The sequence below is a fragment of the Sphingomonas chlorellae genome (genome assembly GCF_056485145.1).
This window is the reverse complement of sequence record NZ_JBQXXM010000001.1, coordinates 799,820-822,006: the sequence shown is the minus strand read 5'-3', so window position 1 is coordinate 822,006 and position 22,187 is coordinate 799,820. Positions and strand designations below refer to the sequence as shown.

The 22,187-nt window shown below is 68.9% G+C and carries 23 protein-coding genes and 1 tRNA gene; 14 read left to right on the top strand and 10 right to left on the bottom strand.

Going from position 1 to position 22,187, the window contains the following annotated elements:
- Positions 1 to 123: 123 nt before the first annotated feature.
- The 8 genes from ACT3CF_RS03840 to ACT3CF_RS03805 all read left to right on the top strand — a co-directional run bounded on the left by ACT3CF_RS03840 (position 124) and on the right by ACT3CF_RS03805 (position 9,282).
- A complete protein-coding gene (locus tag ACT3CF_RS03840; protein WP_478420481.1) occupies positions 124 to 2,823 on the top strand; it encodes a TonB-dependent receptor in 2,700 nt (899 codons plus the stop codon).
- 163 nt (positions 2,824 to 2,986) lie between these two features.
- Positions 2,987 to 5,092 (top strand): phosphocholine-specific phospholipase C, encoded by a 2,106-nt coding sequence (locus tag ACT3CF_RS03835; RefSeq protein ID WP_478420480.1) that lies wholly within the window; start codon positions 2,987 to 2,989, stop codon positions 5,090 to 5,092.
- A 185-nt stretch (positions 5,093 to 5,277) separates the two neighbouring features.
- Entirely contained in the window at positions 5,278 to 5,445 is a 168-nt protein-coding gene (locus tag ACT3CF_RS03830) for a hypothetical protein (RefSeq protein ID WP_478420479.1), read from the top strand.
- Positions 5,446 to 5,611: 166 nt separating this feature from the next.
- Entirely contained in the window at positions 5,612 to 6,277 is a 666-nt protein-coding gene (locus ACT3CF_RS03825) for a DUF6624 domain-containing protein (protein WP_478420478.1), read from the top strand.
- 276 nt (positions 6,278 to 6,553) lie between these two features.
- Positions 6,554 to 6,907: a glycine zipper 2TM domain-containing protein gene (locus tag ACT3CF_RS03820; protein ID WP_478420476.1), complete on the top strand. Its 354-nt coding sequence runs from the start codon at positions 6,554 to 6,556 to the stop codon at positions 6,905 to 6,907.
- A 120-nt stretch (positions 6,908 to 7,027) separates the two neighbouring features.
- Positions 7,028 to 8,200, top strand: a complete 1,173-nt coding sequence (locus ACT3CF_RS03815) for a glycosyltransferase (RefSeq protein ID WP_478420474.1) — start codon at positions 7,028 to 7,030, stop codon at positions 8,198 to 8,200.
- Positions 8,201 to 8,271: 71 nt separating this feature from the next.
- Complete coding sequence (locus ACT3CF_RS03810; RefSeq protein ID WP_478420473.1) at positions 8,272 to 8,442, top strand: hypothetical protein; 171 nt, start codon at positions 8,272 to 8,274, stop codon at positions 8,440 to 8,442.
- An 84-nt stretch (positions 8,443 to 8,526) separates the two neighbouring features.
- Positions 8,527 to 9,282, top strand: coding sequence for a hypothetical protein (locus tag ACT3CF_RS03805; protein WP_478420472.1), 756 nt, complete (start codon positions 8,527 to 8,529; stop codon positions 9,280 to 9,282).
- 68 nt (positions 9,283 to 9,350) lie between these two features.
- Here ACT3CF_RS03805 and ACT3CF_RS03800 read toward each other — a convergent pair whose 3' ends face one another.
- Genes ACT3CF_RS03800 through yajC form a run of 4 tightly spaced genes read right to left on the bottom strand, consistent with a single transcriptional unit; the run spans position 9,351 to position 12,658 of the window.
- On the bottom strand, positions 9,351 to 9,722 hold the full coding sequence (locus ACT3CF_RS03800) for an MTH938/NDUFAF3 family protein (protein ID WP_478420471.1): 372 nt from the start codon (positions 9,720 to 9,722) through the stop codon (positions 9,351 to 9,353).
- Positions 9,723 to 9,738: 16 nt separating this feature from the next.
- Entirely contained in the window at positions 9,739 to 10,698 is a 960-nt protein-coding gene (gene secF / locus ACT3CF_RS03795) for a protein translocase subunit SecF (RefSeq protein ID WP_478420470.1), read from the bottom strand.
- 23 nt (positions 10,699 to 10,721) lie between these two features.
- Positions 10,722 to 12,314 (bottom strand): protein translocase subunit SecD, encoded by a 1,593-nt coding sequence (gene secD / locus ACT3CF_RS03790; protein ID WP_478420468.1) that lies wholly within the window; start codon positions 12,312 to 12,314, stop codon positions 10,722 to 10,724.
- Positions 12,314 to 12,658, bottom strand: coding sequence for a preprotein translocase subunit YajC (gene yajC, locus ACT3CF_RS03785; RefSeq protein WP_478420466.1), 345 nt, complete (start codon positions 12,656 to 12,658; stop codon positions 12,314 to 12,316). The genes secD and yajC overlap by 1 nt, the downstream gene beginning before the upstream one ends.
- Positions 12,659 to 12,975: 317 nt before the next feature.
- Between yajC and ACT3CF_RS03780 the strand changes: the two genes are divergently transcribed.
- Positions 12,976 to 13,052 (top strand) — tRNA-Pro (locus ACT3CF_RS03780).
- A gap of 763 nt (positions 13,053 to 13,815) precedes the next feature.
- Here ACT3CF_RS03780 and ACT3CF_RS03775 read toward each other — a convergent pair.
- Together ACT3CF_RS03775 and ACT3CF_RS03770 are read right to left on the bottom strand one after the other, a co-directional pair.
- Positions 13,816 to 14,082: a hypothetical protein gene (locus ACT3CF_RS03775; RefSeq protein ID WP_478420465.1), complete on the bottom strand. Its 267-nt coding sequence runs from the start codon at positions 14,080 to 14,082 to the stop codon at positions 13,816 to 13,818.
- A 64-nt stretch (positions 14,083 to 14,146) separates the two neighbouring features.
- Positions 14,147 to 15,373 (bottom strand): threonine synthase, encoded by a 1,227-nt coding sequence (locus ACT3CF_RS03770; protein ID WP_478421340.1) that lies wholly within the window; start codon positions 15,371 to 15,373, stop codon positions 14,147 to 14,149.
- A 113-nt stretch (positions 15,374 to 15,486) separates the two neighbouring features.
- Here ACT3CF_RS03770 and hslV point away from each other — a divergent pair, with 113 nt between their 5' ends.
- Entirely contained in the window at positions 15,487 to 16,053 is a 567-nt protein-coding gene (gene hslV, locus ACT3CF_RS03765) for an ATP-dependent protease subunit HslV (protein ID WP_478420463.1), read from the top strand.
- 46 nt (positions 16,054 to 16,099) lie between these two features.
- The gene (gene hslU, locus ACT3CF_RS03760; RefSeq protein ID WP_478420462.1) at positions 16,100 to 17,398 is read left to right on the top strand and encodes an ATP-dependent protease ATPase subunit HslU; all 1,299 of its coding nucleotides are present in this window, start codon (positions 16,100 to 16,102) and stop codon (positions 17,396 to 17,398) included.
- 70 nt (positions 17,399 to 17,468) lie between these two features.
- Here hslU and ACT3CF_RS03755 read toward each other — a convergent pair whose 3' ends face one another.
- From ACT3CF_RS03755 to ACT3CF_RS03740, 4 genes are all read right to left on the bottom strand, one after another.
- Positions 17,469 to 17,915, bottom strand: a complete 447-nt coding sequence (locus ACT3CF_RS03755) for a hypothetical protein (RefSeq protein ID WP_478420461.1) — start codon at positions 17,913 to 17,915, stop codon at positions 17,469 to 17,471.
- A gap of 17 nt (positions 17,916 to 17,932) precedes the next feature.
- Complete coding sequence (locus tag ACT3CF_RS03750; protein ID WP_478420460.1) at positions 17,933 to 18,349, bottom strand: hypothetical protein; 417 nt, start codon at positions 18,347 to 18,349, stop codon at positions 17,933 to 17,935.
- 61 nt (positions 18,350 to 18,410) lie between these two features.
- Positions 18,411 to 19,169, bottom strand: a complete 759-nt coding sequence (gloB, locus tag ACT3CF_RS03745) for a hydroxyacylglutathione hydrolase (protein WP_478420458.1) — start codon at positions 19,167 to 19,169, stop codon at positions 18,411 to 18,413.
- 54 nt (positions 19,170 to 19,223) lie between these two features.
- Positions 19,224 to 19,640: a VOC family protein gene (locus ACT3CF_RS03740; protein ID WP_478420456.1), complete on the bottom strand. Its 417-nt coding sequence runs from the start codon at positions 19,638 to 19,640 to the stop codon at positions 19,224 to 19,226.
- Between the two features lie 167 nt (positions 19,641 to 19,807).
- Between ACT3CF_RS03740 and ACT3CF_RS03735 the strand changes: the two genes are divergently transcribed.
- From ACT3CF_RS03735 to ACT3CF_RS03725, 3 genes are read left to right on the top strand one after another with little or no spacing between them, the layout of a single operon-like run.
- Positions 19,808 to 20,536 (top strand): prolipoprotein diacylglyceryl transferase, encoded by a 729-nt coding sequence (locus tag ACT3CF_RS03735; RefSeq protein WP_478420454.1) that lies wholly within the window; start codon positions 19,808 to 19,810, stop codon positions 20,534 to 20,536.
- On the top strand, positions 20,481 to 21,926 hold the full coding sequence (locus tag ACT3CF_RS03730) for a radical SAM protein (RefSeq protein WP_478420452.1): 1,446 nt from the start codon (positions 20,481 to 20,483) through the stop codon (positions 21,924 to 21,926). Before ACT3CF_RS03735 ends, ACT3CF_RS03730 begins: the two co-directional genes overlap by 56 nt.
- Positions 21,926 to 22,180, top strand: a complete 255-nt coding sequence (locus ACT3CF_RS03725; RefSeq protein WP_478420450.1) for a hypothetical protein — start codon at positions 21,926 to 21,928, stop codon at positions 22,178 to 22,180. Before ACT3CF_RS03730 ends, ACT3CF_RS03725 begins: the two co-directional genes overlap by 1 nt.
- Positions 22,181 to 22,187 lie beyond the last annotated feature (7 nt).

The window sequence follows — 22,187 nt, the reverse complement described above, 5'->3', positions numbered from 1 at the left end:
ACACAATTCCACATCAAACAAAAGAAAACCCACACAACGTCACACATCTGTCATCGCCCCCGCCTAGAGGCCCGGCTGCATCCGCGGTGGCCATGGGGGGTCGACCGCTCAACGGAGGGCTCGATGAAGACCAACAGGACCGCGCTGCTCGCGCTGCTCGCCGCCGGCGCCAGCTTTTACGCCACCGCCGCGACGGCGCAGACCGCACCGGCCGCCGCGCAGGACGAGAACGAAATCATCGTCAACGGCTATGTGAAGTCGCTCGCCGCCGCACGCGATCTCAAGCGCGGTTCGAACATCGTCAAGGACGTGATCGTCGCCGAGGACATGGCGAAGTTCCCCGAACTCAACCTCGCCGAATCGATCCAGCGCCTGCCCGGCGTCGCGATCAACCGCGAGGCGGGCGAGGGTCGCCGCATCACGCTGCGCGGCCTCGGCCCCGATTTCACCCGCGTCCAGCTCAACGGCATGGAAGTGCTGGGCAATGTCGACTCGGCGATGGACAGCCGCGGCCAGCGCTCGCGCGACCGCGCCTTCGACTTCAACATCTTCGCCTCCGAACTGTTCTCGCGCGTCGAAGTCGAGAAGAGCTATCAGGCGTCGCAGGCCGAAGGCGGCATGGCCGGCACGGTCGGCCTGTTCACCGCCAAGCCGCTCGAACAGAAGCAGGGCCTGTCGGGCGCCGTCTCGGCCAAGCTCGGCACCAACAGCTTCACCAAGGACGCCCAGCCGCGCGTCGCCGCGATGATCGGCCAGAACTGGGGCGATCGCTTCGGCGTCCTCGTCTCGGTCGCCTATTCGAAGCGCAAGACTGAGGAACAGGGCTACAACACCTATTCGCCGACGCAGCTCAGCGCGAGCAAGATGGCCGGCTACCTCACCAAGGGTCTCGACATCTCGGCGCTGTCGGCCGACCAGCAGGCCAAGTTCAAGTCGGGCGACCTGGTATTCGCCTCGGGCAACCGCCTGTCGGTGTGGGATGCGCGCCAGGAACGCCTCGGCCTCACCCTCGCGACCCAGTGGCGCCCGGCCGACAACCTGCTGTTCACGCTCGACGGGCTGCACGGCGAGTTCACCACGCACCGCGACGAATATCACCTCGCGACGCGGCCCAACAACACCTCGGGCTCGGTGATCTTCGACACGACCTCGAAGATCAATTCGATCCACTGGGACAGCTCGAACTTCGTCGATGCGATCAGCGTCGACAACGTCACCTATGCCAGCGAGCATCGCCGGTCGCTCAACAAGAACAAGTTCAACCAGATCGCACTCACCGGCAAATGGGACGCCGGCGACAACCTCACCTTCGACGGCCATGTCGGCTATGAGGATTCGAAGTACACCACCCCCTACGACGACAAGCTCTACCTGCGCGCCTATGGCGGCATGACGACCACCTATGCGCCCGACGGCACCAGCGCGACCAACGTCTATCGCTGGAATACCACCGATCCGTCGCGCTACGAGTTCAAGGAATTCTATTTCCGCGAATTCTGGAACAAGACCAGCCTGAAGGAAGGCGTCGGCAACGCCGCGCTGAAGCTGGGCGACGTGTTCACGCTGCGCGCCGGCGCCAGCTATCGCCGCTACGAGACTTCGGGCTCGGAAATCTACAATGACGGCCAGTTCCACAACTTCACCGGCACGCCGGTGACGCCCTATGCGGTGGTGTTCAGCCAGAACAAGTCGGCGAGCTGGATCACCGGCGACTATGCCAAGGCGTTCGCGACCTACAACGCCGCGCACACCACGGTCGGCGCGACCGATATCGAGAACACCTACAAGGTGATCGAATCCACCACCGCCGGCTATGGCCAGCTCGAATGGAACGCGCCGCTGGGCGGCATGCGCCTGCGCGGCAATCTCGGCCTGCGGGCCTATTTCACCGATCTCGACAGCACCGGCTTCGTCACCAACAGCAACGACACGCCGATCGGCACCAACGTCACCAGCTCGCACTATTCGGGCGTGCTGCCGGCGCTCAACGCCACGCTCGAGGTGACGCCCAGCTTCCTGATCCGCTTTGCCGCCGCCAAGAACATCAACCGCCCGGGCCTCAGCTCGGTCGCGGCGTCGGGCAGCGCCAATGCCGACAACGGCAAGATCACCGCGAGCATCGGCAACCCGAACCTCAAGCCCTACAAGGACAATTCGGTCGAAGCCTCGGCCGAATGGTATTTCGGCAAGATCGGCCTCGTCTCGCTGGGCGTGTTCCACAAGGACATCAGCAACCTGGTGGCCAGCCAGACGCTGCTCAACGTGCCCTACAGCACCACGGGCCTGCCGACCTCGATGGTGGCGGGCGCGACCCCGAGCACGATCGTCGCCGAGTTTACCCGGCCGGTGAACCTCGCCAAGGCCTATGTCACCGGCGTCGAGATGGCCGCGCAGACCGACTTCGCGTTCCTTCCCGCCCCGTTCGACAAGCTGGGCATGGCGGCGAACCTGACGCTGCTCGACTCGAACGCGCCCAGCAACGGCATCGACAGCCCGATCCCGGGCCTGTCGAACACCAACGCCAACGCGACGCTCTATTACGAGACGCCGCGCTGGGGCATCCGCGGGTCGCTCAACTATCGCTCGTCGTACCTGCGCACCGCCTATGACGGCACGCATCCGGAGAGCAAGGACGGCTTCGACGGCACCGTCTATGTCGACGCCGCGGCGTTCGTGAACCTCACCGACCGCATCCGGCTGACGATCGACGGCATCAACCTCACCAACGAGACCGAGGTCCAGTTCAACAGCATCTACCACCGCCTGCACAACGAGACGCAGAGCGGCCGGACGGTGTTTGTCGGCTTCGGCTTCAAGTTCTAAGAGGCCGTTCGGGGCGGGGCAGCGGCGCGGCGCCGCGCTCCGCCCCGCGCGGGGAAGGGGCTGCGGCCGGGCGGCCCCTTCCCCGTCACGATCGTGACGTGTCCGGCGCCTATTCCCTTCCCGCCGCTGCGTATCGCGGCGGGATCACCAGCGGACGGACGACATGGCACATTCGGTTCAGGATCGGCGGGCCTTCATCAAGGCGATGATGGCGGCGGGCGGCGCGGCGTCGGGGCTGTTGCCGTCGATCGCGCGCGCGCTCGAAATCCCGGCGCGGCGGCGCACCGGCACGATCCGCGATGTCGAGCATGTCGTCATCCTCACCCAGGAAAACCGCGCCTTCGATCATTATTTCGGCGCGATGCACGGCGTGCGCGGCTTCGGCGACCGCTTCGCCATCCCCGCCCCGCCGCTGCCCCAGGCGCCCGCGCGCAGCGTGTTCGTCCAGCCCAACGAGCATGACGGCGCCAGCCCCGCGCTGATCGCGCCGTTCCGGCTCGATACCGAACGCGATTTCCGCCTGATCCGCCCGCTCGGCACGCCGCACGGCTTCCCCGACAGCCAGGCGGCGTGGGACAATGGCCGCATGGGCGAATGGCCGCGCCACAAGCACAATCATGCGATGGCGCACTTCACCCGCGCCGACATCCCCTTCCAATATGCGCTGGCCGAGGCGTTCACGCTCGCCGACCATTATCACTGCGCGCTGCACCTCAGCACCAATCCCAACCGCCTCTATATCTGGACGGCGACGCACGACCCGCTCGGTCGCGGCAACGGGCCGGCGATCGACAACGGCTATGACGAGCTGCCCAACGATCCGCGCGGCCATGGCGGCTATCGCTGGACGACCTATCCCGAACGGCTGCTCGAAGCCGGGATCAGCTTCCAGATCTATCAGGATATGGCCGACAATTTCAGCGACAACCCGCTCGCGGGCTTCCGTCGCTATCGCGCCGCCGCGACCGCCAGGGACGGGGCCGAGGCCGAACTGTTCCGCCGCACGCTCACCACGCGCGGGCTCGACAAGCTCAAGGAGGACGTGCTCGCCGATCGCCTGCCCCAGGTGTCGTGGATCGTCGCCCCCGCGACCTTCTCCGAACATCCCAGCGTGTCGACGCCGCTTCAGGGCGCCGAATATACCGCGCAGGTGCTCGACGCGCTCACGGCCAATCCCGATGTCTGGTCGCGCACCGCGCTGCTCATCAACTTCGACGAAAATGACGGGCTGTTCGATCACGTCCCGCCCCCTGCCCCGCCCGCGCGGGACCCCTCGGACTTTCGCAAGACGATCGGCGCGACACAGATTCCCGCCGACGACGAATATCATCAGCTCTCGCAGCGCGAGGCCGACGCGCCCTATCTCAACCGCCCCTACGGCCTCGGCCCGCGCGTCCCGCTCTATGTCGTCTCGCCGTGGAGCACCGGCGGCTATGTCGCCTCGGAGGTGTTCGACCATACCAGCGTGATCCGCTTTCTCGAGGCGCGCTTCGGCGTCCATGAACCCAATATCAGCGCATGGCGCCGCGCGGTCTGCGGCGACCTGACGAGCTGCTTCGACTTCGCGCGTCCCGACGATCGCAGCTTCCTCAAGCAACTGCCCGCGACGCGCGCGCTGTCGGATCGCGCCGCGACGCTCAAGGAGTTTCGCCCCGATCCCCCCGCCGCGCTCGCCGCGCCGGTGCAGGAGGCGGGCGTGCGCCGCCGCCGGCCCACCCCCTATCGCCTCGACGCCTGGCTCGATCGCGTCGACGGCGCGCCGGTGCTGCGCCTCGTCAATGCCGGTGCAGAGCGCGCCGCGGTGTTCCATCTCTATCGCATCGGCAAGCTCGACGCGGCGCCCGCGCGCTACACCGTCGCGGCGGGGCAGACGCTCACCGCGCCGCTCGATTTCGCCGCGACGGGCGAACACGACCTGTTCCTGCTCGGGCCGGACCGCTTCCACCGCCGCTTCGGCGGCGCGGTCGCCGGGCTGTCGGGCCGGATCGAGGCCGAGGGGCTGCGCGCGACGCTGCTGCTCGCGCATCCGGGTACCGAACGGCTGCCCGTCAACGTCCGCGACATGGCCTATGGCCAGCGCCCGCACGCGCTCACGCTCGTCCCCGGCGAAACGCTCCGCGTCCCGCTCGATCTGCGCTCCAGCCATGGCTGGTACGACCTGCGCGTCGAAGCCGGCGGCCAGTCGCTCCGCCTCGCCGGCCATGTCGAGGACGGGCGCCCCTCGCTCTCCGACCCCGCTGGACACGGACCCGCGGTGCTGACCGTGTAGAACGCCCGGCCGCCGGGGCAATTCGCCGACGCCGCTTGCACCGGGCATCGGCGCGGTTGTACGGGCGCGGTGCCGCCGGCGCCGCCGACGGATCGGGGATCCGATGCCCGGCATCCGGCCGGCATCGCCCCGGGGCCGCGTGTCGCGTCGATCCGCCGCACGCCAGACAGTGTTGGGTAGCAAGGATGATCTGGGTTCCGATCCTGTTGGGTACGTTCAAGCTCGCCGTGTTCGGGACGGGCATGTTCTTCGCGATCAAATGGCACCACGACCAGGCGCGAAAGAAGAAGGAAGAGGAAGAAGCCGCCGCGCAGTCGCTCGCCGAACCCGCCGCCGACGCCGCGGACCGCTAAACCGGCACCGCCGCCCGGCGGCGGCATCGGAATGCGGGCAACGCGTCCCTCGCGCGAAGCATTATCGGGAACTCGCAGCCGGCTGGCTTGTAAACGAACGGGTTTCGCGTGAAAACGCATGACACCCGATCGACTTTGCAACCCGCTCAGACTGTAAAGGGCCGACATGATTGGACCCGCTATCCTTCTGGCAGCGTCCTGTACCTCACCCGATGCAAAGGTTGCGGACATCCTTGCTCGATGGTGCAATATCCTCACAGAAGCGGAGCGGCGCGCGCCCGCACCGACGGCGACGCTCCGTGAAAAGATGCTTCACCTCATCCGGCTCGACGAGGTGACCCGTCAGCACCTCTGGATGATGGACGACCCATCGCTTGATGCTGAACAGCGACGTGCCGCCCGCGATGCGATCGGACATGATCTCATTCGGATTGATCAGCGCAACACGACGGAATTGAAGGCGCTGCTTCCGGCTTCGGGCTGGTTTTCAAACCGTGTGCACGGCAGGCAAATCACGCACGGGGCGTGGTTGATCGCCCAACACTCCCCGGAACATCAGTTCATGGAATATGCGCTCGGCAAGATGTCGGTACTTCTGAAGTCCGGGGAAGTCGACGCCAGGGACTATGCGCTGACATTTGACCGCGTTCAGGTGTCCAAAGGCCTTCCGCAGCGATATGGCAGCCAGGCCCGGTGCAACAATGGGCACATGACGTTGTTGCCGTTGGAGAGCGAGGAAGCGGCAAACCGGCGACGTGATCTTATCGGCTGGTCGCAGACGCTGGAAGAGACGAAAGGCGACCTCGAAATCGGAAAACCGTGCGAGTGGTAAATGCGTTGACCCGCAGGGACGACCACTTGCATCGGCCGTACTAAAGCAGGTCGTCGCTTCATCCCGTCTGGCGCAAATGGCAGATGGCGGACGGCGGCAATCCCCGCCCCGCTCCCCACGCGCTGCGTCCCCGCTTCCCGAACCGGAGCTGACGGCCCCGTAGCATGGGGTTCATGCAACTCCGGTTACATTGCGATCGTTGGGTCCGGGACGGGATCGACGCCGTTCGCGGCGCCTCCCCCATCGTTCGGGCCGCAAGCACCAGGGAGTTTCAACATGCGTACCCTCATTCTCGCACTCGGCGCCGCCTCGCTCGCGCTGCCCACCGCGGTCGCCTTCGCGCCGGCCAAGGCAGAGGCCAAGGCCGCGACCAGCATCGCCGCGCAGGGCCGCTACAACCGCGATCGCCGCTATGCCTATCGCGAATGGCGCGGGCGCGACGGCCGCCGCTATTGCCGCAAGCCCGATGGAACGACCGGCCTTGTCGTCGGCGGCGTCGCCGGCGCGCTGCTCGGCCGCACGATCGACACCGACGGCGATCGCACGATGGGCACCGTGATCGGCGGCGTCGCCGGCGCGCTCGCCGGGCGTGAGATCGACCGCGGCAGCCAGCGTCGCCGCTGCCGCTAGGCCGAGCGTTCGATCCGGGCCGGGGCCTCGCCCCCGGCCCGCGCCGCCGCCCCCCGCCACCGGCGTCGGGCGGCGCGTCCGCAAGGGCGCCATTAACTTCCCCCCGTTATCCCGGCGCCGATGCTGCGCGCGCTGATCCTCTCCACGCTCTTCCCCGATGCCACGCGCCCCAATTTCGGCGTGTTCGTCGAACGCCAGACGCGCGCGCTCGCCGCGCGGGACGACATGGCGGTGCACGTCGTCGCGCCGCTCGGCATTGCGCCGTGGCCGCTCTCGCTGCTGTCGGCACAGCATCGCGCGCTCGCGCATCTTCCCGCGCACGAGCAATGGCGCGGCCTTCCCGTCGATCGTCCGCATTTCGTCAACCTGCCCGGCACCGGCGGCCGCTTCCATCCGCGTGCGCTCGTCGCCGCGCTGGCGCCGCACCTGGCGCGGTTGCGCCGCCGCTTTCCGTTCGAAGTCATCAACGCCGAGTTCTTCTTTCCCGACGGCGTCGCCGCGGTCGCGCTCGGCCGCCGGTTCGGCGTACCCGTCGCGATCAAGGCGCGCGGCGCCGACATCCATTACTGGGCGCATCGCCCCGCCACCGCCCCCGCGATCCTCGACGCCGCCCGCCGCGCCGATGCGCTGCTCGCGATCTCGGACGCGATGCGCGGCGACATGATCGCGCTCGGCATGCCCGCCGACCGGATCGAGACGGTCCGCACCGGCGTCGATCTCGACCGTTTCGTCGCGGGCCGTCGCGCCGCCGCGCGCGCCGCGCTGGGCGTCGCCGGCCCGCTCGTCGTCGCCACCGGCGCGCTCGTCGCGCGCAAGGGGCACGACATCGTCATCGACGCCGTCGCTCGGCTCGCCGGCGTCCAGCTCTGGATCGCGGGCGAAGGGCCGGAGCGCGCCGCGCTCGAACGCCGCATCGCCGCGGCGGGCGTCGGCGACCGCATCCGCCTGCTCGGCAGCGTCGATCATGCCGCGATCCCCGATCTCGTCGCCGCCGCCGACGTGATGGCGCTCGCCTCGTCCAGCGAAGGGCTCGCCAATGCCTGGGTCGAGGCGCTGGCCAGCGGCACGCCGATCGTCATCCCCGATATCGGCGGCGCGCGCGAGGTGGTGCGCGACCCCGCCTGCGGGCGCATCGTCGCGCGCGATCCCGCCGCCTTCGCCGCCGCGATCGCCGCGCTGCTCGCCGATCCGCCCGCGCCCGACGCCGCCCGCGCCGCCGTCACCGGCTTCACCTGGGCGGCCAACAGCGAACGGCTGGCCGGGCTGCTCCACCGCATCGCCGCGCCGCGCTGACCGCGCGCGGGAACGCGCCTCCCGCCTGTCGGTTGATCGTGCCCACCGGGGGGCCTTGATGGAGACCGGCAATGGCGAACAGCATCGACGATCCGCATCGCAACGGCGCGCCTCCGCGCGACGACGTGCCCGGCTATGGCGATCGCGGCCCGGGCGGCACCGCGGGCGACACCCCCGCCAATGACGACGATTCGGCCGCGGACGAGCTCGACATCGAGTTCGAGCCCGAGGACGACGACTAGCGCCGCGACGGTCCGCCGATTCCCGCGTTGACTTTGCCGCCGCGCATCCCCGACACTGCAGCATCGCCACGCGGGAGACTGCCGATGGGCAAGAAAAAGGACGAAAAGCGCGCCAGACGTCAGGCCGATGCCGACCGGCTGCCGCGCACGATCGCGGGGGTCAAGCTCCCCAAGGACGTTCACCACAAGCTGCTGGCGCTCGCCGAGCATCCCGTCGTCGCCGAGCTGATCGCCGCCGGCCTCGCCGCGCTCGCCGCACGCGTCACCGCGCCTGCCGAAAAGCCCGGCGAAAAGCCCCAAGATACGCCCGCGCCCGAGACTCCGGCCTCGCCGCTCGCCGCGATCGGCGCCGCGGCGGCCGATCTCGCCGCGGGCATCGCGAGCAACGTCGTCGCCCCGCTCGTCGCGCGCACGCGCAAGCCTGCAGCACCGCGTCAACCGGCGGCGCAAACGGCGGCGACCGATACCGCGCCCAAGCCGCGCCGCCCGCGCGTTGCCAAGCCCGCCGGCGCACCGGCCGAGGCGGCGCCCGCCCCCGCCGCGACCAAGCCTGCGACCGCCAAGCCCGCGACCGCCAAATCGGCGACCGCCAAGCCTGCCGCCCGCCGCCGCACGCCCGCCAAGCCGCCCGCCGCGGCCAAGCCTGCCGCCCAGCCCATCGCCGAGGCGACCGCCCCCGCCGCGACGACGGCGACGCCCAAGCCGCCCGCGACGCGCCGCCGCAAGCCCGCCGACGCCGCCGCCAAGACGCGTCCGGCGCGCCGTCGCGCGACGCCCGCCGCCGCCAAGCGCCGTCCCAAGGCGACGCCCGAGGTGCCGCCCGAACCGGGCCAGGACTGATCGGGCGGCCCCGCGCCGCCCGTCGAAAAAGGGGAAAAACGCCCGGGCTTCAGCCGAGCGGCCGGGCTTCAGCCGAGCGGATAGAGCGCGCCGGCGATCCAGCGCAGTTCGGCGCGGAGCACGCCCCAGGCGCGCGCCGCGGCGCGGCTGTCCATCACCTCCAGCCCGATGCCGCGTTCGCCCAGCGCGCGGACAAAGCCGGGGCCGGGCCGCACCAGCGCGTCGCCGGTGCCGAGCAGCAGGAATTCGGGCTGCGGGTCGATGCCCAGCACCGCGGCGACATCGTCGGCGCCCAGCGCGGCGACCGGCGGCGGCGTCCATCCGTCGGCGCGCCGCGGCGTGATCAGCAGCCCCTCATAGACATTCTCGTCGACGCGAAAGCCGCGGCCGACAAAGCCGGAGATCAGCGGCCCTTCGGCGCTGCGACGTTCCATCTTCATCGGCCGGCCTTCCGGTTCAGGGCAGTTCCTTGGCGCGCGCCGCCGCGGCCGCCTTTTCCTCGCGCGGACCCGGCTTCAGCCCCAGCGTGATGAGCAGCGACGACGACACATAGATCGACGAATAGGTGCCGACCACGACGCCCAGCATCATCGCCGCGCAGAAGCCGCGCAGCACGTGCCCGCCCCAGATCAGCAGCGCGCCCAGCGCCAGCAGGATGGTCAGCGACGTCATCACCGTCCGCGGCAGCGTCTCGTTGACCGACAGGTCGATCAGCTCGCTCATCCCCATCTTGCGATACTTGCGCATGTTCTCGCGGATGCGGTCGTCGATCACCATCTTGTCGTTGATCGAATAGCCGATGATCGTCAGCACCGCCGCGACGATGTTGAGGTCAAAGGTCAGGAACTCACGGAACGCGGCAAAGAAACCCAGCGTCATCAGCACGTCGTGCATGATCGCGACCGCGGTCGAGATGCCGAACTGCCATTCATAGCGCAGCCACGAAAAGATCGCGATGCCGATGATCGCCAGGAACACCGCCAGCACGCCGTTGCGGATCAGCTCGCCCGAAACCTTGCCCGAAACGGTCGAATAGTTCGAAAAGGTCGCGCCGGGGAATTTCTGCGCCAGCGTGGTCTTCACCTTCTCGACCATCTGGTCGACCGCCGCGGGGTCTTCCGACGGCGGCAGCGGCAGGCGGATCGTCACCGTGTTCTTGCCGCCGAGCTGCTGGAGCGCGGCCTCGCCCAGCCCCAGTCCGTTGACGGTCGAACGCACCTCGTCGAGCGGCGGGGCCGAGGTGAACTTCTCCTCGATCGAAACGCCGCCGACAAAGTCGACGCCCATGTTGAGCCCGCGCACCAGCACGAGCGCGATCGCGGCGATCGTCAGCAGCGTCGTCACCGCGAACGCGGCGTGGCGCAACCGGACGAAGCCGATATTGGTGTTGTCGGGGATGAGCTTCAGCAGCCGCATGGCGTCGTGCTTCCGATTCTACTTTAAATGTGGATCTCGCTGGGCCGATGCTTGCGGACCCATTGCGAGACGAGCATGCGGGTAAAGACCACCGCCGTGAACACCGAGCTGGCGATACCGATCAGCAGCACGACGGCAAAGCCGCGCACCGGACCCGAACCGAGCACCAGCATGATCCCGCCCGCGATCGCGTGCGTCACATTGGCCTCGAAGATCGTGCGGCTCGCTTCCTTGTACCCCAGTTCGAGCGCCTGGAACACGCTGCGTCCGCGGCGCCGTTCCTCGCGGATGCGCTCGTTGATCAGCACGTTGGCGTCGACGGCGGTGCCGATCGTCAGCACGAAGCCGGCGATGCCCGGCAGCGTCAGCGTGGCGTTCAGCACGCCCATCACGCCCAGGATCATCAGCACGTTGATGATGACCGCCAGCGTCGCATAGATGCCGAACCGGCCATAGGTCAGGATCATGAACGCGATCACCGCGACGATCGCGATGATCGACGCCGTCACGCCGGCCTTGATCGAATCGACGCCCAGTTCGGGGCTCACCGTCGATTCCTGCACCACCTTCAGCGCGATCGGCAGCTTGCCCGAACGCAGCGCGATGGCGAGCTGGTTGGCGCTCTGCACGGTGAAGCCGCCGTTGATGACGGCGTTGCCGCCCAGGATCGGCTCGTTGATCCGCGGCGCCGAAATCACCTGGTTGTCGACGATGATGGCGAACGGCTTGCCGCTGTTCTCCTGCGTCACGCGCGCGAACCGCTTCGAACCCGCGCCGTCGAGCTGCAACGACACGCCCGGCGCGCCCGTCTGCGGGTCATAGACCTGCTTGGCGTCGACCAGCATGTCGCCGGTGATCATCGCGGTGCGCTGCACGGCGATCGGCTGGCCGGTCTCCGACGAATGCAGGATCATCGACCCTGCGGGCGCGATGCCGCGCGCCAGGTCGGCGGGGTTGGCGTTGGTGTCGACCAGCCGGAACTCCAGCTTGGCGGTCTTGCCCAGCAGGTTCTTGAGCGCGGTCGGGTCCTGCAGGCCGGGGACCTGCACGACGATGCGGTTGCCGCCTTCGCGGACGACCGTGGGTTCCAGCGTGCCCAGCGCGTTGATGCGCTTGTCGACGACGGTGCGGGCGTCGTCCATCGCCTGGTCGATCTTCTGCTCCAGCCCGGCCTGGCTGGGGGTCAGCACGAACCGGCTGGTGTCGACGACCTGGATGTCCCAGTCGCGCTGGCCGGTGGTGCCGACGCCGTTGGTCAACGGCAACAGCTTCTCGCGCGCGGCGTCGACCTTGCTCGGGTCGCGCACCATGAAGCTCAGCTTGCCGCCCTGGATCGAAATGTCGCCGATGTCGATGCGCGGGTCGTTGCGCATCGCGGCGCGGACCTCGTCACGCTTCTGCTCCAGCCGCGCCTCGGCGACGTCGCGCGTGTCGGCTTCCAGCAGCAGGTACGAACCGCCCGCCAGGTCGAGGCCCAGGTTGACCGCCGGCTTGGGCAGCCAGTGCGGCCAGGTCTCGCGCACGCTCTTGGGCACGAAACTGGGGACCGACAACAGGATCATGGCGGCGATGCCCAGCAGGATCGCCGCGCGCTTCCAGCGTGGAAAATCCAGCATCAGTCGTTCGCGGGCTTGCCGGCGCCGGCCGGGATGACGTTGGTCAGCGTCGCGGCGATCGCGCGCACCTTCACGTTCGGGCCAAGCTCGATCTCGACTTCATCGTCCTCGACCTTGACGACCTTGCCGATCAGCCCGCCGCCGGTCACGACGCGGTCGCCCTTCTTCAGGTTCTTGATCGAATCCTGCAACGTCCGCATCCGCTTCTGCTGCGGGCGAATCATCAGGAAGTAAAAGGCGACGAACACCAGGACGAGCGGCAGGATATTGACGATGGCGGACATCGTGCCGGCGCTCTGGGCTGCAGCGCCCGCGGTCTGTGCATATGCTGGGGTGGCGAACATGGGTTCCCGTGTGCCTGAAAAGGGGGGGCTTCGATCGGCCCGTTCAAGCCGTGCGAGCTATCATGCAGCCGCTAAGGGCGCAACTCTTGTCGGCGACACGGCAATCGTCATGGTCGTCGCGGCACCGCTTCCATCGACGCGCGCCGCCCCCGCGCCCGCCCGCCGCCGCCCGCCCCGCTGCCCGTCCCCGCCGCCGGCACGCCCCGCCCCGGCCCCGTCCGGCCCCGTCCGGCCGCAACCGGACCATGTTTTTGCCCGCCCCGCATCATCGGCGCTTGCATTGCCGCGCAGACCGGACTATCCGCGCCAACCTCGGTCGGGGCGTAGCGCAGCCTGGTAGCGCATCACACTGGGGGTGTGGGGGTCGCAGGTTCGAATCCTGTCGCCCCGACCAATCTTGCCACACCTCTGGAAGCGCGATGCGAGTGCCCATCCGGGCGCTGCGCGTTTTGCCGCATTCTTTTAGAGCAGCCCTAACTTACAGCGACAAAAACGAAAGGGCGGCCCCGAAGAGCCGCCCAAGGTATGTTATCGCGGGCCTTGGCTGGTATCTTGGTCCGGTGGATATGAACCGTCCCGGCGTCTGGTATCTTACGTTTCCGCCTGCCGTTCTGCGTTAGGATCTCGCCCGGTCCCGTCCGCCGCCGCTCACGCTTTCAGTTTACTTGTGCTTGGTCGGGTCTACCAGACGATAACCCATCCCCGACTTTGGAGTCGGCGGAAGCGGCTCGCCACCGGTCACTGTTCGTTCTGCGCCAGTATTGCCGCCGCGCGGGCCGAAAATGCCATACTGGCCCGAGCGGGGCGCAGTCTGACCGGGCTTCATAAGCTTGCTCATTACATCACCTCCTTTCTGCCGCTTACCACAATTTGTTGTGGTAACGTTTTCCGGCATACACATGATCTGCGATTTCCAACATGATACAAATAGAAAACTGAAGGTGAGAACAAATTCAGCACGAAGTGTGGCAGCAGTGCCACACGTCACGATGGCGGCGGTGCCCGTAGTCGCGAGGGCGGCACTGTCAGTACAGAGGGAGTGTCGCCCCCGCTGCTGCGCATGTTCCATTAACAAGCGGCTGCACTCCGCGCGGCGCACGTCCACACACGCGCAACGGCCGTGCTCTCCAAGCCGGGCAGCATCCGGCGCGAACGCCCTACCCCTCGCGGTCGGTCGGATTGCCGCTCGGCGTCGCCTTGCCCACATCGCCCGCGGGGTCGAAATCCTTGGGCCAGTGCGCGGCGGCGTTGGGGCTGTCGAGCGTGTCGCGGGGGCGCTTGGCGTCGCCGGGGCGCTGGTGGTCGGTCGACAGGTTGCGCGGATCGTGCGGGCGGGTGTCCTCGCGCGGGGCGGGATCGGCGTGGCGCGGATCGGCGTGGCGCGGATCGGCGTGGTTCGGGTCGGCTTGGCGGGGATCGGCCATCGTCCTGCTCCTCAGGGGGGGAACCGCGTCAACGAACCCCGCCCGCGCCGGGTTGCGCCGCCCTCTACAGCGCCGCCCAGTCGATCGGCGCGTGCCGGTCGAGCAGCCGCGAATGGTCCGCCAGCGGATATTTGAGCCCCGTCGCACAGTTGAACAGCACCACGCGCTCGCCCGGCGCCACCATCCCGCGCCGGCGCGCGTCGCGATAGGCGGCCAGCGTCGCGCCGCCCTCGGGGCACATCAGCACGCCGTCCTCGCGCGCGGCGTCGTCGACCGCCTTCGCGATCGCCGCGTCGCTCACCGCCAGCGCCGCGCCCCCGCTCGCGCGCACCGCGTCGAGGATCAGGAAATCGCCCACCGCCTGCGGCACGCGGATGCCCGCGGCGATCGTGTGCGCGTCCTCCCACCGCGTCGCGTGGCGCGCGCCGCTCTCGAACGCGCGGACGATCGGCGCGCAGCCCTCGGCCTGCACCGCATACATGCGCGGACGCTTCGGGCCGATCCAGCCCAGCGCCTCCAGCTCGTCGAACGCCTTCCACATGCCGATCAGCCCGGTGCCGCCGCCGGTAGGATAGAAGATCGCGTCGGGCAGTTCCCAGCCGAGCTGCTCGGCCAGTTCCAGCCCCATCGTCTTCTTGCCCTCGATCCGGTACGGTTCCTTCAGCGTGGACAGGTCGAACCAGCCGCGCTCGGCCTTGCCCGCCGCGACCAGCTTGCCGCAATCGTCGATCAGCCCGTTGACGCGGTACACGCGCGCGCCCTGTGCCGCGATCTCGCGCACGTTGATCTCGGGCGTGTCGGCGGGACAGAAGATCACCGCCGCCATCCCGGCGCGCGCGGCATAGGCGGCGGCGGCGGCGCCCGCATTGCCGTTGGTCGGCATCGCGATCGTGGTGACGCCCAGTTCCTTGGCCATGCTGATCGCCATCACCAGCCCGCGCGCCTTGAACGATCCGGTCGGCAGCCGCCCCTCGTCCTTGACCCACAGATCGTCGCCCTGGCGCGCCAGCGGCAGGATCGGCGTCATCGTCTCGCCCAGGCTGACGATGTCGCGCGCCGCGCGCACGGGCAGCAGCTCGCGATAGCGCCACAGGTCGGCGGGCCGCCCCGCCAGCGCCGCGCGCGACAGCGCCGCCTTCACGCCCGCTAGGTCGTACCGCACCAGCAACGGCCGCCCCGCATCGGACAGGCCGTGCAGCCGGTCGGCGGGGTAATGCTGCCCCGTCATCGAACATTCCAGATGGGTTACGAAACTCGGGCGGTCGGCGGTCAGGTTGTCGTCGTGGCGCATCATCGTCTCCGCAAGCGATCGCACCGGCGTAACCCGTCGCGCCCGCCCCGGCCAGCCGGCGTTTGCGCCCCCCCTTTGCAGCCGCGCCGCGCGCACCCCATATGCGCCGCCATATGAGCAACAACAGCAATGCGTGGCACGGCACGACGATCCTCTCCGTGCGCAAGTCCGGCAAGGTGGTGATCGCGGGCGACGGCCAGGTCTCGGCCGGCAACACCGTGATGAAGCCCAATGCGCGCAAGGTCCGCCCGCTCGGCGACGGATCGGTGATCGCCGGGTTCGCGGGCGCCACCGCCGACGCCTTCACCCTGTTCGAGCGGCTCGAATCGAAGCTCGAGCGCCACCACGGCCATCTGATGCGCGCCGCGGTCGAGCTCGCCAAGGACTGGCGCACCGACAAGTATCTGCGCAACCTCGAAGCGATGCTGCTCGTCGCCGATCGCGAGGTGACGCTGGTCATCACCGGCAACGGCGACGTGCTCGAGCCCGAGGCGCACGAGCACGGCATCGTCGCCGCGATCGGCTCGGGCGGCAATTTCGCGCTGTCGGCGGCGCGCGCGCTGGTCGAATACGAACCCGATGCCGAAGTCGTCGCGCGCAAGGCGATGGCGATCGCGGGCGAGCTGTGCGTCTACACCAACGACCGCCTCACCGTCGAAACGCTCGACAGCGCCCGCTAATCAACCCGGCCCCGCCCCTTCGCGGCGGCGGCGCCCGAGAGACGAAATGAACCAGAACCTTACCCCCAAGACGATCGTCGCCGCGCTCGACGCGCACATCATCGGCCAGACCGACGCCAAGAAGGCGGTCGCGGTCGCGCTGCGCAACCGCTGGCGCCGCCAGCAGCTCGGCGCCGAGCTGCGCGACGAGGTGACGCCCAAGAACATCCTGATGATCGGGCCGACCGGCTGCGGCAAGACCGAGATCAGCCGCCGCCTCGCCAAGCTCGCCGACGCGCCCTTCGTCAAGGTCGAGGCGACCAAGTTCACCGAGGTCGGCTATGTCGGCCGCGACGTCGAACAGATCGCGCGCGACCTGGTCGAAGAGGCGATCCGGCTCGAAAAGGATCGCCGCCGCGCTTCGGTGAAGGACAAGGCCGAGGAGGCGGCGATGAACCGCCTGCTCGACGCGCTGACCGGCAAGGACGCCAGCCAGGCGACGCGCGAGGCGTTCCGCCAGCGCTTCCACGAGGGCGTGCTCGACGACAAGGAGGTCGAGATCGAGCTCGAACAGGCGCCGCAGATGCCGTTCGAGCTGCCCGGCGGCGCCCAGATGGGCATGATCAACCTCGGCGAGATGATGGGCAAGGCGTTCGGCGGCCCGCCGCTCAAGCGCCGCAAGCTCAACGTCCGCTCGGCCTGGGAAAAGCTCGTCGAGGAAGAGGCCGACCGCCGGCTCGACCAGGACGAGGTCCACCGCGCCGCGCTCGCCGATGCCGAGGCGAACGGAATCGTGTTCCTCGACGAGATCGACAAGATCGCCGTGTCCGACGTGCGCGGCGGCTCGGTCAGCCGCGAGGGCGTCCAGCGCGACCTGCTGCCGCTGATCGAGGGCACCACCGTCTCGACCAAATACGGCCCGATGAAGACCGACCATGTCCTCTTCATCGCCTCGGGCGCGTTCCACGTCGCCAAGCCCAGCGACCTGCTGCCCGAGCTTCAGGGCCGGCTGCCGATCCGCGTCGAGCTCAAGGCACTGACCGAGGCCGATTTCATCGCGATCCTGTCGGACACCAAGGCGAGCCTCGTCCAGCAATATGCCGCGCTGCTCGGTACCGAGGGCGTGACGATCGACTTCACCGACGACGGCATCCGCGCGGTCGCCCGCATCGCCGCCGAGGTCAATCTCGAGGTCGAGAATATCGGCGCCCGCCGCCTCCAGACGGTGATGGAAAAGCTGCTCGAGGAGATCAGCTTCGAGGCCGAGGACCGCGCCGGCACCACGCTGGTGATCGACGGCGCCTATGTCGACGCTCAGCTCGCCAGCGTCGCGCGCAACACCGATCTCAGCCGCTACGTGCTCTGACGGTTGCCGGGGTCGCCGCGTCCCCGTCCGGGCCGTCCGCCCGGGCGGGGCGCCGCCTCGACCCCGCGCTTCAGGGCCGCCGATACGGCGTGAACGCCCCCAGCCGGCAATAGGGGCCGGGGATGCGCGATCCCGTCTGCAACGCCTGGAACCGGTCGTTGCGGCACAACTGGCTGCCGTGCACCTCGACGATCACCGTCGCCATCGGCGCCAGTCCGGGGCAGCCGCCCGCAATGTCGTTGCGATAGATGCGCCCGCCGCTGCGATAGATCAGCGTCCGGTTGCCGACGATCTGCGGCCCGTCGAGCCCCATCGTACTGACACAGTCGCGCGGCGCCTCGGCCACGCGGTCGCCGATCGCCGATTGCAGTTCGCGCGCGGTGTCGCTCGCCCGCGTCGCGGCGGGCGTGCATCCGTTCAGCGCGATCAGCGCGATCAGCGCCGCGCCCGCCGATGCCCGCGCCGATGCCCCCACCGATGCCCGCACCGGCCCGCGCGCCGTTCTTCCGATCGCCATCGCGCCTGCTCCCGTCGTCAGCGTGAATAGGGGACGAAATCGCCCAGCGAGCAGCTTCCGGTCAGGAAACCGCCGGGCACCGCATGCGTCTCGATGATGTCGCCGCGGCAATAGCTGCTGCCGAAACTGCGTGAGACCATCACGTCGCCGCGCGCCAGCCCGGGACAGCTTCCGACCAGCGTCGTCCGGTACACGCGCTTGCGCCCCTGGACGAACAGGATCGTGTCGGCCGATCGCACCGTCTCGTTGACCATGTCGCGCGGGACACAGCTTTGCGGCGCGCCCGCCGTCATCCCGGCCAGCCGCCGCGCGATCCGGTCGGCGTCGCTCCCGGCCGCGCTGCGCGATGCGGCGGTGTCGCCCGCGCATCCGGCCAGCATCGCGGCCGCGCCCAGCATCGCCAGCATCCCCCGTCCCGGCATCACCTTCCGCATCCCTGCCTCCATCGCACCCGATCGACTCACGCCCCGATTCCGGGGCCTTGGCTGCAACGCGTCAGCCCCGAAAAGCATCCTTCGCCGCGCGCCGTTCGGCCAGTTCGGCCGCGCTCGCCGCGCGCAGAAAGGGGTTGGTCGCGCGCTCCAGCGCGATCGTCGTCGGCACCGTCGCCTCGCCCGCCGCGCGCATCCGCTCCACCTCGGCCAGCCGTTCCGCCACCGCGCCGTTGTCGGGCTCGGCGACGCGGGCAAAGCGCGCGTTCGCCAGCGTATATTCGTGCGCGCAATAGATCGCCGTCGCCGCGGGCAGCGCCGCCAGCCGCTGCATGTTCGCGAACATCTGCTCGGCCGTCCCCTCGAACAGCCGCCCGCATCCCATCGCGAACAGCGTGTCGCCGACGAACGCGACGCCGTCCGCCGCGAAGTGATAGGCGACGTGCCCCGCCGTGTGCGCGGGCACCGCCAGCACCTCGGCGACATGCGCGCCCAGCGTCACCCGGTCGCCCTCGCCCACCGCCAGGTCGCCCGCCGCGACGTCCAGCGTCGGGATGCGCGCCGCCTCGGCCGCGGGGGCGACCACGCGCGCGCCCGTCGCCGCCTTGATCGCGGCATTGCCGCCGGTATGGTCGGGGTGCCAGTGGGTGTTCCAGATCTGCCCGATCCGCCACCCGCGCGCCGCTGCGGCGTCGAGCACCGGCTGCGCCTCGGCGGGGTCGACCACCATCGTCTCGCCCGCGCCGCCGTCTCCCGGCGCATGGACCAGCCAGACATAATTGTCGCTCAACGCCGGGATGCGGACGATTTCCAGTGCGCCCATGCGCCTTTCTCCACGGTTCGCGGCGGGGACATCCCCGCCGCGCGGATTGTCACCTCACCATTCGCCGACATTGGGCATCGACGCCCATGGTTCGGCCGGCGGCAACGCCTCGCCCGCCTGCAGCAGCTCGATCGAGATCGCGTCGGGGGTGCGGATGAACGCCATGTGCCCGTCGCGCGGCGGCCGGTTGATCGTCACGCCGCCGTCCATCAGCCGCTGGCACGTCTCATAGATATTGTCGACGCGATAGGCGATGTGCCCGAAATTGCGCCCGCCGGTATAGGTTTCGGGGTCCCAGTTGTGCGTCAGCTCGACCTCGGCATCCTCGTCGCCCGGCGCGGCGAGATAGATCAGCGTGAACCGCCCCTTCTCGCTCGAAAAGCGCCGCGTCTCCTTCAGACCCAGCAGCTCGAAGAACCGGATCGTCGCGTCGGGATCGGTGACGCGGATCATGGTGTGCAGATATTTCACGCAGAGCAACTCCCTCAAATGCCTTCCCGGCCCAGATAGGCCGCACGCGCGCCAGATGCGAGGGGGCACGAAACGCGCGGGGCGAGCAGGCCGCCACCCGCCGCCCGCCCCCGGCGCCCGGCGGCGCCCTTCCGCACGCGCGGCACAGCGGCTATCGTCGCGCCTGCGTGATCCACCTCCCCACCGCTCCCTGGGCTCATTATGCCGGCGATCTTCTCGCCTGGCTCGCCGCGTTCGCCGGGGGGCGCTGGTTCTACCGCCACCGCCCCGCCGGGGTCGCCGCGCTCGCCCGCCAGACCGCGCCGGGCTATTTCGTCACGCTCGCGCTCGGCGGGGCGCTCGGCGCCTGGCTGCTCGGGTCGCTCAACACGCTGCGCGACACCCGCCCCGTGCTGTCGCACTCGGTTGCCGGCGCGCTTGCCGGCGCGATCGTCGCGGTCGAGCTGTGGAAATGGCGGCGTGGCGTTCGCGGCTCGACCGGCGGGCCGTTCGTCATCCCGCTGTCGCTGGGCATCATCGTCGGTCGCTGGGGCTGCCTGTTCGCCGGGCTGGCCGACCAGACCTATGGCGTCCCCACCGCGCTGCCCTGGGGCGTCGATCTCGGCGACGGCGTGCCGCGCCACCCGGTCCAGCTCTATGAATCGGCTGCCATGGCAGCGTTTCTTGCGATCTACTGGCACGCGCTGGTCCGCCGCCGCGAATGGGTTCAGCGCCACGGCTTCCACATTTTCGTTCTCGTTTACGCCGTTCAGCGATTTACTTGGGAGTTTCTGAAGCCCTATCCCGTGCTCGTCGGCCGTCTTAACATCTTCCACTTCGCGATGATCGGACTCTGCCTCTATGCACTCTTCTGGATCGCTTCCGCACGCCGCGCTGTCCCGGGCGGAACCGCGTAAGGCCGCGCCCTATCTTTTCCACGGCCAGACCAGCAGTCTGTGCGAGACCTGCCTTCAGGTCGTTCCCGCCAAGGTCATCGTCGAGGACGACTGCGTCTATTATCTCAAGCGCTGCCTGACGCACGGCGTCCAGAAAACGCTGGTCAGCGACGATCTCGCCTATTGGAAATCGCAGAAGGAATGGCTCAAGCCCGGCGACCGCCCGCTCGCGGTCCAGACCCGGACCGAGGCGGGTTGCCCGTTCGACTGCGGCCTCTGTCCCGATCACGAACAGCATAGCTGCCTGGCGATCATCGAGGTCAATTCGGCGTGCAACCTCGCCTGCCCCGTCTGCTTCGCCGATGCCGAGGATCTGCACGGCGCCCATCTGCCGCTGGCGACGATCGAGGCGATGCTCGACGCGCTGGTGGCAAGCGAGGGCGAGCCCGATCTGCTCCAGCTCTCTGGCGGCGAACCGACGCTCCACCCGCAATTCTTCGAGATTCTCGATGCGGTGAAGCGCCGCCCGATCCGCCATGTGATGATCAACACCAACGGCGTGCGGATCGCGCAGGACCCGGCCTTTGTCGAACGGCTCGCGGGCTACAAGCCGGCGCTGGAGGTGTATCTTCAGTTCGACAGCCTCGACGACGACGCGCTGATGGACCTGCGCGGCGCCCGGCTCGCCCGCGTGCGGCAGGCGGCACTGGCGGCGCTCGAACGGGCGGCGCTTTCGACCACGCTCGTCGCGGTGGTGAAGCGCGGCGTCAACGACGGCGAGATCGCGGCGATCGTCGGGCACGCGCTCGAATGGGCGTGCGTGCGCGGCGTGACCTTCCAGCCGGTGCAGGATGCCGGGCGCAACCAGGGGTTCGATGCCAAGGCGAACCGGATGCTGCTCACCCAGATCCGGCGCGAGGTGGTGAAGGCCGGCATTTTCGCCGAAGAAGACATGATCCCGCTGCCGTGCAACCCCGATCAGATCTGCATCGGCTATGGCCTGCGCAGCGGCCGCTCGGTCACTCCGATCACGTCGCTGCTGCCACGCGACCTGATCCTGCAGGGGCCGAACACGGTCAGCTACGAAGCCTATCCGAAGCTCCGTGACGCGGTGCTCGACCTGCTCAGCCTCGCGACCACCCAGTGCAATACCGAAACCCGGCTCTCCGACCTGCTCTGCTGCCTGCCGCAGGCGCTGGTGCCCAGCCAGATCACCTATGCGAACAGCTTCCGCGTGGTGATCCAGCAATTCCTCGACCGCTACAATTTCGATCTCGGCACCGTGAAGCGCAGTTGCGTCCACTTCGTCACGCCCGACGGGCAGATCATTCCCTTCGACACCTATAACAGCTTCTACCGCCCGGGCGCCGAGGGCGCGCCCGTGCTGGCGCGCGCACGAAAGGGGCAGTGATGGACCATCCGTTCAAGACCCTGTTCGGCGGGCTGCTGGGCGGAATCGGCATCCTCGTCATGACGTGCAGCGGGCTCTGCTCGCTCGCCGTCGCCGCGTTCAGCCTCGCCGGCAACGATCTCGACACGGTGGCCCGGATGATCCTGGTCATCGCGGTGTGCGGCGGAGTGCCGTTCGCGATCGGCTTCGGGTTGCTCGCCTTGGGTCGCGCGCTGGTCCGGGGCGGCAGGGCCGCGGACGACGCGGCGGACTAACGTCCGG